Below are 14,395 nucleotides of genomic sequence, written 5' to 3' on the forward strand. Positions count from 1 at the left end.
GTCTGTGTGATTAGTGAAAAATACGTAGTGCGAACTGCGCTTGCTAAACAAGATAAAAAGATAAGTTAACCAACGAACGCACAGGCTTCGGTAAGTTTAACGTGTTTAATACGGCGATTTAAACAATCAGCTATCAACTTAGAGCAAGCGGTCACAAAGCGTTAGCAAGAACTTGGGTGAATACAGGTGCGATTACGTCCATCCGCTTTGGCTTGGTATAGCGCACTGTCAGCCATGGCAATACCCATTTCCGGTTCATCACCATGTTGAGGAATATAAGAGACAAGACCGATACTGACCGTGAGACGTTCCGATGCTTCTGAGCTGTCGTGCTCCATATCGAGTTGTCGAATTTGTTCATGAATACGCTGTGCTACATTGCTCGCGCCTTCCGTTGTGGTATTCGGCAGGATAAAACCAAACTCCTCACCACCATAACGCGCAACACAATCCGAAGAGCGATTGATGACTTTTGTGAATACGGTAGCAACACTGACCAATGCTTCATCACCTTGCTGATGGCCGTAACAGTCGTTGTAATCTTTGAAAAAGTCGATGTCACACAACATGATAGTGAGCGGCAGCTTTTCGCGGGCATGGTGGTACCATAGTACCTGCAGTTGTTCATCGAAGCGGCGTCGGTTCGATACCTGAGTTAAGCTGTCCATAAAGCTCAACTTTTCTAACTCTAAATTGGCTCTCTCCAACTTTTGTTCGGCAAGGTAACGTTCAGAAATATCACGCGCCATGATCAGCACACCATTTGTTCCTGAAGCTTTATCTTTAAAAGGCGATTTCACCACATCAAACCACGTACTTTTGCCATCACTGCTAACGACTTTATCTATGTATCGGACAGGCTCTGACTGACGCAATGCATCTAAATCACTAGCAGCTAAGCGAGCGTACATCTCTTCAGGAATGACATCTTGAAGGCGCTTACCGATCAAATCAGACACGTCTGAAATACCTAATGCATTAACGAACGGTTTATTACACGCTTGATAGACCATATTCTCATTGAAGATACCGATAGAGTCAGGGCTAGCGTCAAGAATAGTTTGTAAGATGGTATCCCTTTGCGCCAATGCAACTTCTGTATCTTTACGACGCTCCATTTCATCTCTCAGGTTTTGCTGCATTTTGTGCCACTCGGTCACATCATGACTAATGGATAATGTACCGATCAGCTCACCACTCGGTGACACAAGGGAGTTTTGATTCACTTCCAATAAGCAACTGCGACCTTGTGGATCCGTCGTCCACTTGCGCTCACTCTTTCTGGTAGCCTCACCCATGGAAGCCTTTGATGCGCAGGCTTCTTCCCTTCGCCCTTCCCAAAATTGATCAAATGCTCGGTTCGTCGTTAATAAATTCCCTTGGCGATCTTGGGTACAGATTAACTCAGAGAGTGAGTCTAGTGCCGAACGGGCGATCGTTAATTGCGCAAGCTCTTGTTGCTGCTCTTGATGAGTGGATTGATATGGCTGCGCGTAGATGATCCAAACACGGTGATTGCGCAGCAAACTCTTTCTTCCTGACAACTCCACCTTGATAGATTCGCTTTCAGATAAGCGCCAATCAAATACCTGCTGGCTAAAATGACGACTAGAGACACTGTCGAGAAACGACTCAAGCGCACGAATATCGAATAAAGCGGGATACAAATATCCCGTGCCTAGAGAGCGAATACCTAATAACTGCATCGCAGCTTGGTTAGATAACAAGATCTGAGCATGGCCAGTATCCAGCACTATGACTGGATAGGGTGAATCCGTTACGAGTTGCTTAAGTGATGTTTGAAAGTGCAAATAGATCAGTGCTAACGCGCACACGCTAGCAATTAATAACAAGACGACATAGCCATAACCGCCTTGACCATCCCAAAGCCAATTGAGTAACTGATCCATCGTTTAAACCTTTAAAGAAAACTGGTTAAAATATATCAGTTATTTATTGAGCGATCTGCTATTAATTCCGGTTTACTATAGATAAAAGCGTTTCCCGTTAGGCTTCCTTGAGCACCATGTTCACTGAGGGCTCGACCAATTTCAGTCATCGCCAGCCAGCGATTTTCACACCACAGTGGCGATAATAAGGTAGGTCTACGAGCTGCTGATGAAACGCGATGGTAAATCACGTCCGGTGGCGTCATACGAATCATCTCACTGGCAATTGCGACATATTCTTCTAGCTCTGGCGCCTCTAATCGTCCTGCACGCCACGCTTTCGCCATGGTGCTGCCTTCCACAATATGCAAGCCATGTAACTTAATGCCATCCGTGCCCACGGCTAACACTTTTTGCAGCGTCTCAATATTATCGTCGCGGCTTTCTTTCGGTAATCCAACAATTAAATGAGTACAGACTTTAATACCTAGCGCACGCGCACGCTTGGTGATCTCGGCATAACATTCGAAATCATGACCGCGATTGATGCGCTTAAGGGTGTCGTTATTAGCGGTTTGAAGCCCTAACTCTAGCCAAATTTCATAACCTTGCTGTACATAGTCAGACAGCAAATCTAATACGGCATCAGGCACGCAATCTGGACGAGTCCCGACACACAATCCCACAATATCAGCCGCTTTTAGTGCTTCTTCATACATATTTTTCAGCACTTGCACTTCCGCATAAGTACTGGTGTAAGCCTGAAAATAAGCCAGATACTTCTTCGCTCGATGAATTTCGCCCGCACGATCTTTCAACTGATCGTGAATACTCTTTATCTGTACTTCTTCATCCGCAAACGAAGCCACATTACAAAAAGTACATCCTCCCCGACCAATCGTGCCATCTCGGTTAGGGCAACTAAATCCACCGTGCAACGTTAGTTTATGGACTTTTTCACCGTATCGACGCTGAAGATCTTGGCCGATTGTATTGACCAACTCATGTAACTGCATAAATTCTCACCAACAATGAACCGTAATCAATCTCACTACGATCTGTGTAAATAAATTACATCCCTGCAAGAAAAAACACACAATACTAGTCAATTCAAACAAACATCATACGGCTCAAAATCAATAAACCTGCATAAATACAGATAAAAAACGTTCATGTTGCGTAAATGTTAAACTAAAAATGCATAATTAAACGAAAAAATTGGGTCACAACGTCGACTTTTTCATTGCATTCTGAAGTGACAAAATTGTAGGATACTTACACAACCCCGTTATTTTTGTGACTTTTATTACAAAGTACACTGCGGGATTTGTCGGTGTTATCCCACTCCTACCTATATAAATCACTAAATAGTGGCAATAAATAAAGGGATACCACCAAGGATTGTTTTTCTCGCAAAACTTTTCCTGCGAGATACGGAAAGGAATCAAGATCGATCAACCTAGATCGGTGGCGATAATAAATATAAAGGACAAGACGTAATCAATGGTCTAGGTGGCATTTGCCTGCCTGGTGCTTTTGCGTCGACATTGAACTGGAAGGATGTATCTATGGTAGATAGAGAGCAAAATCCACAGGGTCTATATACTCCTGAATTGGAGCATGACGCGTGTGGTATCGGTTTTGTTGCTCACCTTAAAAACCGTAAATCTCATGAAGTAGTGACTCAAGCATTGGATATGCTAGCTCGCATGGAGCACCGTGGTGGTCAAGGTTGTGATCCATGCAGCGGTGATGGTGCGGGTATCTTGCTACAAAAACCTCATGAATTCCTATTAGAAGAGGCCGTAAAGCTCGGCATTAAACTGCCTTCATTTGAAAAGTATGGTGTGGGTGTCGTACTTTTCCCGAAAGACGAATACAAACGCGAGCAATGCCGTGACATTCTAGAACGCAACGCTCAGCGTCTAGACCTTGAAGTTATTGGCTACCGCGTTTTGCCAACCGATAACTCGATGATCGGTGCCGACCCGCTAAGCACAGAACCTCAGTTTGAGCATGTGTTTATCTCTGGTGGTCCAGGTATCACACCTGAAGAGCTAGAGCGCAAACTGTACGTACTTCGTAACTACACTGTACGTGTTTGTCTAGAAAGCGTTTCGAACATTGGTGATGACTTCTACATTAACTCAATGTCTTACAAGACATTGGTGTACAAAGGTCAGTTAACGACCGAGCAAGTCCCTCAGTACTTCCTTGATCTGCAAAACCCGACCATGGTGACCGCACTGGCACTGGTACACTCTCGCTTCTCTACCAACACCTTCCCGAAATGGCGTCTTGCACAACCTTTCCGTTACATTGCCCACAACGGTGAAATCAATACAGTTCGAGGTAACTTGAACTGGATGAAAGCCCGTGAGGCGATCATTGAATCCGATCTATTTACCCAAGCTGAAATCGACATGCTGCTTCCTATTTGTCAGGAAGGCAGTTCGGATTCATCTAACTTTGACATGGCTCTTGAGCTCCTAGTTCTTTCTGGTCGTAGCCTGCCGCACGCATTGATGATGATGATCCCGGAAGCATGGCAAGAAAACAAAAACATGGATCCTAAGCGTCGTGCGTTCTATCAATACCACGCGAACATCATGGAACCATGGGATGGTCCGGCTTCAGTATGTTTTACTGATGGTGTTCAAGTTGGTGCGACACTCGACCGTAACGGTCTGCGCCCTTCTCGCTACACAGTGACCAAAGATAACTTCCTAGTAATGGCATCAGAATCTGGTGTTGTGGATATTGAGCCAGAGAACGTTGAGTTCCGCGGTCGTCTACAACCAGGTCGCATCTTCGTTGCAGACTTAGAGCAAGGTCGCATCATCTCTGATGAAGAAGTGAAAGACACCATCGCAACAGCGCAGCCTTACGAAAAGTGGGTAGAAGAAAACCTACTGAGCTTGAAGAAGCTGCCAGATGCGAGCAACCAGTTCAGCCAACCTAAGCCAGAACATCTTCTACACCGCCAACAAGCGTTTGGCGTAAGTACTGAAGAAGTGAACGAAATCATCGTTCCAATGGCGAATGACGCAAAAGAACCATTGTCAGCAATGGGTGCCGACTGGCCTCTTGCAGTTCTATCTCATCAGTCTCAACATCTTTCAAACTACTTCAAGCAGCTGTTCGCACAGGTAACTAACCCACCGATTGACCCGATCCGTGAGCGTATGGTGATGTCGCTGAACACTTACTTGGGTAAAGACCAAAACCTTCTGACTGAAACACCACTTCACTGTCAGAAAGTCGAATTGGAATCGCCTGTTCTGGCGAACTCTGAGCTTGAGAAACTGCGTGCGATCGATAACGAGCATCTTCAGGCGAAAACGCTAGATATCGTATTCCAAGCCAGTGAAGACCAAGGCAAGCTTGAGCGCGCACTAAAACGTATCTGCCAATACGCAGAAGACGCGGTTATTGATGGTTACTCAATCATCCTGCTAACTGACCGCGCAGTGAACTCAAACCACGCCGCTATCCCAGCCATGCTGGCAGTTGGTGCAGTGCATCACCACTTGATCCGCAAAGGTCTACGTGCGAAGTGTGACATTGTGGTTGAAACCGGTGACGCGCGTGAAACGCACCACTTTGCAACGCTAATTGGTTACGGTGCCAACGCCGTTAACCCATACCTAGTGATTGAAACCATCATTGAGCTTCAGCGTACGAAGAAGCTGGACCCAGAAGCGAACCCTCGCGATCTGTTCAACAACTACCGTAAAGCGATCAATGGCGGTCTTCTGAAGATCTTCTCGAAGATGGGTATCTCAACCCTGCAGTCGTACCACGGTGCGCAAATCTTCGAAGCCTTAGGTATTCATAAGTCAGTGGTAGACAAGTACTTCACAGGTACAGTTTCTCGTATCCAAGGTCTCACCCTTGACGATATTGCTAAAGAAGTGCTCGTTCGTCACCGCATCGGTTACCCACAACGCGAAATCCCAATTCAAATGCTGGATGTTGGTGGTGTTTACCAATGGAAACAGCGTGGTGAGAAGCACCTATTCAACCCAGAAACCATCTCGCTACTGCAAGAGTCTACGCGCAACAAGAACTACGATCAGTTCAAGCAGTACGCGACAGCAGTCGATAAACAAGGTGACAACGCGGTAACTCTGCGTAGCCAGCTAGAATTCATTAAGAACCCAGCTGGTTCTATCTCTATCGACGAAGTCGAGCCAATTGAAAGCATCGTGAAACGCTTCGCGACAGGTGCAATGTCATTCGGTTCTATTTCTTACGAAGCACACTCCACATTGGCTGTTGCGATGAACCGCCTTGGCGCAAAATCGAACTCTGGTGAAGGTGGTGAAGACCCAATGCGTTTCGAGCGCAAAGAGAACGGCGATTGGGAACGCTCTGCAATCAAACAGGTAGCTTCGGGTCGTTTCGGCGTAACCTCTTACTACCTAACCAACGCTGATGAGCTACAAATCAAGATGGCTCAAGGTGCGAAACCAGGTGAAGGTGGTCAGCTACCAGGCGATAAAGTAGATGACTGGATCGGTGCTACACGTCACTCAACTCCGGGCGTCGGTCTTATCTCGCCACCACCACACCACGATATCTACTCAATCGAAGATTTGGCTCAGCTTATCTACGATTTGAAGAACGCGAACCGCGCGGGTCGTGTAAACGTGAAGCTGGTATCGGAAGCTGGCGTAGGTACGATCGCTTCCGGTGTAGCGAAAGCGAAAGCAGACGTTGTACTAATCGCAGGTTTCGACGGCGGAACTGGTGCATCACCAATGTCTTCAATCCGTCATACCGGTCTTCCTTGGGAACTTGGCTTGGCAGAAACGCACCAAACGCTACTGAAGAACGGTCTACGTAATCGTATCGTGGTTCAAGCGGATGGCCAGATGAAGACACCTCGTGACCTTGCAGTCGCAACACTACTTGGTGCAGAAGAATGGGGCGTGGCAACCGCAGCATTGGTGGTTGAAGGTTGTATCATGATGCGTAAGTGCCATAAGAACACCTGTCCTGTTGGTATCGCGACTCAGAACAAGACGCTTCGCGAGCGCTTTGATGGCCGCGTAGAAGACGTCGTAACCTTCTTCCAATACATGGCACAAGGTCTACGTGAAATCATGGCTGAACTTGGCTTCCGCACTATCGATGAGATGGTCGGCCAAGGTCAGAAGCTGAAGATTCGCCAAGACGTTTCTCACTGGAAATACAAGAACCTAGATCTGTCTCCTGTTCTACACGTTGAACAACCACGTGAGTCAGACGGTATCCATAACCAAACGCAACAGAACCACAATCTGGAATCGGTACTAGACCGTAAGCTGATTCAAGCGGCGATTCCTGCTCTCGAGAAAGGCGAGGCGGTGAATGCCGAATTCCCTATCGTCAACACTGACCGTTCTGCGGGCACCATGCTGTCGAACGAAATCTCGAAAGTGTACAAAGATGCCGGCCTACCTCGACCAATGAACGTGAAGTTCAAAGGTTCAGCGGGTCAGTCATTCGGCGCATTCCTAGCTAAGGGCGTGAAGTTCGAAGTAGAAGGCGACGCGAACGACTACTGGGGTAAAGGCTTATCTGGCGGTACGTTAGTACTTTACCCAGATGCGAAATCAAGCATTGTCGCAGAAGATAACATCGTGGTTGGTAACGTGTGTTTCTACGGTGCCACTTCGGGTGAGTCTTTCATTCGCGGTATGGCTGGCGAACGTTTCTGTGTTCGTAACTCAGGCGCGAAAGTAGTAGTAGAAGGCGTCGGTGACCACGGTTGTGAATACATGACGGGCGGTGCAGCAATTATCCTTGGTTCAACAGGTCGTAACTTTGCCGCAGGTATGAGTGGCGGCGTGGCTTACGTATGGGATAAATCAGGCGACTTTGAGTCGAAACTGAACCCAGAGTTAGTAGACCTAGATCCAATCGAGCAAGAAGACAGAGATCTATTACTCGACATGCTAACTAAGCATGTTCAATTCACAGGAAGTGAAGTCGCTCAGTCTTTCCTAGACAACTTTGAAGCAAGCCTAGCCTCTATGGTTAAGGTGATGCCGCGTGACTATAAAGCGGTGCTTCAAAAGCGTAAAGCTGAAGCACAGTCTCAAGGAAACGAAACTCAAGTGGAGGCCGTATAATGGGTAAGCCTACTGGATTTTTAGAGCATGGTCGTGAACTACCACAGAAGATCGACCCAGCTGAACGCATCAAGAACAACAAAGAGTTCGTTCTGAACGAGGAATTTGGTGACAAGATCAATACTCAAGCGTCTCGTTGTATGGATTGTGGTGTGCCGTTTTGTCATAACGGCTGCCCTATCGGTAACATCATCCCAGAGTTTAACGATGCGGTTTATCGTGATAGCTGGGAAGAAGCATGGAACATTCTAAGCTCAACCAATAACTTCCCAGAGTTTACTGGTCGTGTTTGCCCTGCTCCATGTGAAAGTGCTTGTGTACTTGGCATCAACCAAGACCCAATCACCATCTGTAACATCGAGAAAACCATCGTAGAAACGGCGTATCGTGAAGGGTACGCCAAGCCAAAAACGCCACGTTCTCGCACTGGTAAAACGATAGCGATCATTGGATCTGGACCAGCGGGTCTTGCGGCTGCTGAGCAGCTGAACAGCGCTGGTCATACTGTGACAGTATTCGAGCGAGACGAGAAGGTTGGTGGTCTGCTGCGTTTCGGTATTCCAGATTTTAAACTGAGCATGGAAGTCATTGATCGTAAGATCAATCTAATGGCAGAAGCTGGCGTTGAGTTTAAAGTAAACCAACACGTCGGTGTTGATGTAAATGCTCAGCAACTGCGTCAAGAGTTCGATGTGGTTCTACTGACGGGTGGCTCAACGGTTCCACGTGATTTGCCAGTTCCGGGTCGTGAGCTCAAAGGCGTTCACTTCGCAATGGAATTCCTAGGTCAAAACAACCGACGTGCAAATAACATGGACCTGAAAACGGAAGAGATTCACGCAAAAGGTAAACATGTGGTTGTCATTGGTGGTGGTGATACCGGTTCAGACTGTGTAGGTACGTCAAACCGTCACGGCGCAGCAAGCGTAACTCAAGTGGAAATCATGCCGATTCCACCAGAGAAGCGCCCAGCCAATATGCCTTGGCCTCAATACCCAATGATCCTACGTACTTCGACCTCTCATGAAGAAGGTGTCGATCGTCACTGGAACATCCTGACCAAAGAGTTCATCGGAAATGACAAAGGTGAAGTCACAGGCCTTCGTCTTGCTGATATCGTTTGGCAAGATGCAAAACCAGACGAGCGCCCAAGTTTCAAAGAAGTAGAAGGCAGCGAGCGAGTGATCCCATGTGATATGGCATTCCTAGCAATGGGCTTCTTACACCCAGAACCTACAGGCGTGCTTGCTCAACTGGATATCGCGCTAGATGATCGCGGTAACGTAGCAACTCAAGGTTTTGCTACTAACCAAGAAGGCGTATTTGCTGCTGGTGATATGCGAACAGGCCAATCTTTGGTGGTTCGTTGTATCAACGAAGGTCGCGAATGTGCTCGTGCTATCGATGACTACCTAATGGATGGCACAAACCTAGAAGCAAAAGCAGATTCACTGATGCTTTCTGCTTAACGGAAGTATTCACGCTTCCCTCTTTCAATGCCATAAATAGCCATCAGCGATATCGATGGCTATTAGCAAAGAAAGAAAACAATTCCTTCCAATCTTTCTATTTTGACCAGCATTTTATGCTGGTCTTTTTTATTTTCCACAGAATCAAATGTTACTTTTTTGTAACAATCAATTTTCTATCTATTTGAAATCATTAAACTATTTTAGCTTATTAAATGGTAAATCGCATATTCACGTGATTATCCACTAATAACTTGACCTTTTTTACAATAAGCTATAGCTTGTGAAGTTGATGAAAATAAAACACTCAAAAAATGTTAAATATTTCACAGATTTTATTGAATAAATATACATAAAACCATAAAAGATGACGCATATTCAGTCATCACTATCAACGTAAGCAGTGTTGATATATCTGTCGGGATGACGGATAAGCAAAGGGAGAATTGCAATGGCTCTTTATGATCCAAGTCTTGAGAAAGACAACTGTGGATTTGGCTTGATCGCGCATATGGAAGGCGAACAAAGCCACAAGCTGGTTCGTACAGCAATTTCTGCACTTGACCGAATGACCCACCGTGGTGGTATTGCCGCCGATGGTAAAACCGGTGATGGTTGTGGTCTTCTATTACAAAAGCCCGATTCCTATTTACGTCTTATTGCCGAAGAAAATGGTTTCAACCTTGGCAAGCAATACGCCGTAGGGATGATTTTCTTCAACCAAGATCCGGTCAAAGCTCAACTCGCTAAAGACATCGTCAACAGAGAACTTGCGCAAGAGACGCTAACAGTGGCCGGTTGGCGTGAAGTTCCAACCAATTCAGAAGTGCTCGGTCCAATTGCGGCTAACTCGCTTCCAAATATTCAGCAAGTCTTTATCTCTGCACCGGCTGGTTGGCGAGAGCGTGACATTGAACGCCGTCTCTACATCGCACGCCGTCGCATCGAGAAACAAATCACCGAAGATCCTGATTTCTACATCTGTAGCTTGTCGACTCAAGTTTTGGTGTACAAAGGCCTGTGCATGCCTGCGGACTTGCCTCGCTTCTACCTTGATCTTGCTGATCTACGCATGGAATCCGCTATCTGTCTGTTCCACCAGCGTTTTTCTACCAATACTCAACCGCGTTGGCCATTGGCTCAGCCGTTCCGCTATCTTGCTCATAACGGTGAGATCAACACCATTGAAGGTAACCGCCAATGGGCCCGAGCGCGTGCTTACAAGTTCTCGTCACCACTGCTGCCCGATCTTCAAACTGCAGCACCATTTGTGAACGAGACAGGTTCAGACTCCTCCAGCTTAGATAATATGCTGGATCTCTTCTTAGCTGGCGGCATGGATATCTTCCGTGCCATGCGCATGCTTGTGCCACCAGCATGGCAAAACCACCCAGATATGGATCCGGATCTGCGGGCGTTTTACGACTTCAACTCCAAACACATGGAACCATGGGATGGTCCTGCAGGTATCGTACTGTCCGATGGTCGTTATGCTGCTTGTAACCTAGACCGAAATGGTCTGCGTCCTGCACGTTATGTAATTACCAAAGACAAGTTGATCACTCTGGCATCTGAGGTAGGGATTTGGAATTACGCCCCAGATGAAGTTGCCGAAAAAGGGCGTGTAGGTCCGGGTGAATTGCTCGTCATCGACACTCGTAAAGGTAAGCTTTGGCAGTCTAGCGAGATCGATAATGATCTGAAATCTCGTCACCCTTATCGCGAATGGATGGAAAACAACGTTCGCAAACTAACACCATTTTCTCAGCTACCTGAGGATCAAGTAGGCGAGCGCAGCTTTGATGAAGACTTACTTAAGACTTATCAAAAGCAATTCGCGATGACGAACGAAGAAGTCGACCAAGTTCTGCGTGTACTCGGAGAAATGGGCCAAGAAGCCGTTGGTTCTATGGGTGACGATACTCCAATGGCTGTGCTCTCCTCAAAAGAGCGCTTGGTAACTGACTACTTCCGCCAGAAGTTCGCTCAGGTCACCAATCCACCGATCGATCCACTGCGTGAAAAACACGTGATGTCACTGGCGACCAGTATCGGTAAGGAAATGAATGTCTTCTGTGAAACCGATGGCCACGCGCATCGCGTAACATTTGATTCGCCTGTACTGCTTTATTCAGACATGCAGCAACTGCTCGAGCTTGGTGACGATCACTACCGTAATACCATTCTAGATATCAACTACGACCCACAAGAGAAAGATCTTAAACAAGCCATTAATGATCTCTGTGAGCAAGCAGAGCAAGTCGTACGTGAAGGCACGGTTTTAGTGGTACTTTCAGATCGCGCTTTGGTCAAAGGCAAGTTACCAATTCCAGCGGCAATGGCAGTCGGCGCCGTTCAAACTCGTTTGATTGATGCGAACTTACGTTGCGATGCCAACATTGTAGTCGAAACCGCAACTGCACGTGATCCACACCAATTTGCTGTCTTACTTGGCTTTGGTGCGACTGCAGTTTACCCATACCTTGCTTATGAAGCGTTAGGTAAACTGATTGATGATAAGGCACTAGAGAAAGACTATCGCGATGTGATGCAGAACTACCAATACGGCATCAACAAGGGCCTGTATAAAATCATGTCAAAGATGGGGATCTCAACCATCGCCTCTTACCGCTGCTCACAACTGTTTGAAGCAGTTGGCTTGAGCCAAGATGTGGTCGACCAGTGTTTTAAAGGCGTCACAACTCGTATTGAAGGCGCAAATTTTGACGACTTCCAGCAAGATCTTACAAACTTATCTCGCAAAGCATGGGCGAAACGTAAATCGATTGATCATGGCGGCTTGTTAAAGTATGTCCATGGAGGTGAGTATCATGCTTACAACCCGGATGTTGTCGGCACGCTGCAACAGGCCGTTAAATCTGGCGAAAGTAACGACTATCAGAGCTTTGCTAAGCAGGTAAACCAACGCCCTGTTGCCATGCTGCGTGACTTAATGTCGCTGAAAAAATCAGACTCACCGCTGCCACTCGAGCAAATAGAACCACGCATTGAACTGTTCAAACGCTTCGACTCTGCGGCCATGTCCATTGGCGCACTTAGCCCTGAAGCGCATGAAGCACTCGCGACTGCGATGAACCGTCTTGGTGGCTATTCAAACTCCGGTGAAGGTGGTGAAGATCCTCGCCGTTTCGGCACTGAACGTAACTCGCGCATCAAGCAAATTGCTTCAGGCCGATTTGGTGTCACGCCTCATTACCTTACTAATGCGGATGTACTACAAATCAAGGTAGCGCAAGGAGCTAAACCGGGTGAAGGTGGTCAGCTACCGGGACACAAAGTCACCGCAGAAATCGCCAAGCTACGTTACTCCGTGCAAGGGGTGACGTTAATCTCTCCTCCTCCACACCACGATATTTATTCTATTGAAGATTTGGCCCAGCTGATCTTCGACCTTAAACAAGTCAACCCGAATGCGCTGGTTTCGGTAAAACTCGTCTCCGAGCCAGGTGTCGGCACCATCGCAACGGGCGTAGCCAAGGCTTACGCTGATCTTATTACCATCTCGGGTTACGACGGCGGTACAGCAGCAAGCCCGCTGACTTCGGTAAAATACGCAGGTAGTCCATGGGAATTAGGTCTAGCAGAGACGCAACAAGCACTGGTTGCTAATGGTCTGCGTCATAAGATCCGCCTACAGGTAGACGGTGGTCTAAAGACTGGTCTAGACGTGGTTAAGGCCGCGATTCTTGGTGCGGAAAGCTTCGGATTTGGTACCGCGCCAATGGTTGCTATGGGTTGTAAGTTCCTGCGAATTTGTCACCTCAATAACTGTGCAACAGGGGTTGCGACTCAAGACGAAACGCTGCGTAAAGAGTTCTTCAAAGGCTTACCTGAAATGGTGATGAACTACTTCACCGGACTGGCAGAAGAAGTGCGCGAGCTGCTTTCTGAGCTAGGCGTTGAAAAACTGACGGACTTGATTGGTCGTACCGATTTACTTGAAGCAGTAGAAGGCTTTACCGCGAAGCAAACCAAATTGGATCTATCCAACATTCTAGAAGCTCCCGTCTCGCCTGAAGGTCATCCACTGTTTTGGACGGAACCAAATAAACCGTTTGATAAAGCTGAGCTCAATCAAAAGATCATTGATGATGCCATGCATGCGGTAGAAAACAGCCAATCGGCAAGTTTCTTCTACAATGTCATCAACACTGATCGTTCTGTGGGTGCACGCTTATCTGGCGAAATAGCGAAGCGCTATGGCAACCAAGGATTGGCGGCTTCCCCTATCAAAATCTATCTTGACGGCACAGCCGGTCAGTCGTTTGGTGTTTGGAACGCAGGTGGTGTAGAGCTGTACCTCACAGGTGATGCGAATGACTACGTAGGGAAAGGCATGGCAGGCGGCAAGATCGCCATAAAACCTCACTTAGGTACAGCGTTCAAGTGTCATGAAGCCACCATTATTGGGAACACGTGTTTGTACGGCGCAACGGGCGGTAAACTGTTCGCGGCAGGTAAAGCGGGTGAACGTTTTGGGGTACGCAACTCAGGTACGATTGCCGTCATTGAAGGTGCGGGAGATAACGCTTGTGAGTACATGACCGGCGGTATTGTTGCCATTCTAGGTGCAACAGGCGTGAACTTTGGTGCAGGTATGACCGGAGGCTTTGCCTATGTTCTGGATGAAAACCAGAGCTTTGAAGGTCGAGTCAATACAGAATCTGTCGAAGCCATTTCATTGTCCGATCTATACATCCACCAAGAGCATTTGCGCGGCCTGATTGCGGAACACCTTGAAGAAACAGGGTCGAGCCACGCAGAAAATATTTTGGCGAACTTTGATGAATGGATTCCAAAGTTCTATTTGGTGAAACCACAAGCGGCAGATCTTCGCACGCTACTTGGTCACCAGAGCCGCAGTGCCGCTGAGCTGCGCGTTCAAGCACAGTAATCA

Annotated in this window: 5 protein-coding genes; 3 read left to right on the forward strand and 2 right to left on the reverse strand. The window is 47.2% G+C overall.

From position 1 onward, the window contains the following. Window positions 1-161 precede the first annotated feature (161 nt). Both NL645_RS16570 and NL645_RS16575 read right to left on the reverse strand, forming a co-directional pair. The gene (locus tag NL645_RS16570; protein ID WP_253652062.1) at window positions 162-1,910 is read right to left on the reverse strand and encodes a diguanylate cyclase; all 1,749 of its coding nucleotides are present in this window, start codon (window positions 1,908-1,910) and stop codon (window positions 162-164) included. A 35-nt stretch (window positions 1,911-1,945) separates the two neighbouring features. Then, entirely contained in the window at window positions 1,946-2,905 is a 960-nt protein-coding gene (locus NL645_RS16575) for a TIGR01212 family radical SAM protein (protein WP_253652063.1), read from the reverse strand. A gap of 552 nt (window positions 2,906-3,457) precedes the next feature. On the opposite strand from NL645_RS16575, the gene gltB (NL645_RS16580) reads away from it, so the two are divergent. The 3 genes from gltB (NL645_RS16580) to gltB (NL645_RS16590) all read left to right on the forward strand — a co-directional run bounded on the left by gltB (NL645_RS16580) (window position 3,458) and on the right by gltB (NL645_RS16590) (window position 14,392). Beyond that, complete coding sequence (gene gltB / locus NL645_RS16580; protein ID WP_065645159.1) at window positions 3,458-8,008, forward strand: glutamate synthase large subunit; 4,551 nt, start codon at window positions 3,458-3,460, stop codon at window positions 8,006-8,008. Beyond that, window positions 8,008-9,477, forward strand: a complete 1,470-nt coding sequence (locus tag NL645_RS16585; RefSeq protein ID WP_253652064.1) for a glutamate synthase subunit beta — start codon at window positions 8,008-8,010, stop codon at window positions 9,475-9,477. Before gltB (NL645_RS16580) ends, NL645_RS16585 begins: the two co-directional genes overlap by 1 nt. A 451-nt stretch (window positions 9,478-9,928) precedes the next feature. Further along, window positions 9,929-14,392: a glutamate synthase large subunit gene (gltB, locus tag NL645_RS16590; protein WP_253652065.1), complete on the forward strand. Its 4,464-nt coding sequence runs from the start codon at window positions 9,929-9,931 to the stop codon at window positions 14,390-14,392. The last annotated feature ends 3 nt before the right edge of the window (window positions 14,393-14,395 follow it).

It is taken from the genome of Vibrio sp. Y51_MX_L26, from assembly GCF_024181935.1.
Taxonomy (GTDB): domain Bacteria; phylum Pseudomonadota; class Gammaproteobacteria; order Enterobacterales; family Vibrionaceae; genus Vibrio; species Vibrio diabolicus.

Coding starts and splice junctions, on each gene's coding strand:
- NL645_RS16570 (WP_253652062.1), bottom strand. CDS start 1,910: ATGGATCAGTTACTCAATTGGCTTTGGGATGGTCAAGGCGGTTATGGC.
- NL645_RS16575 (WP_253652063.1), bottom strand. CDS start 2,905: ATGCAGTTACATGAGTTGGTCAATACAATCGGCCAAGATCTTCAGCGT.
- gltB (WP_065645159.1), top strand. CDS start 3,458: ATGGTAGATAGAGAGCAAAATCCACAGGGTCTATATACTCCTGAATTG.
- NL645_RS16585 (WP_253652064.1), top strand. CDS start 8,008: ATGGGTAAGCCTACTGGATTTTTAGAGCATGGTCGTGAACTACCACAG.
- gltB (WP_253652065.1), top strand. CDS start 9,929: ATGGCTCTTTATGATCCAAGTCTTGAGAAAGACAACTGTGGATTTGGC.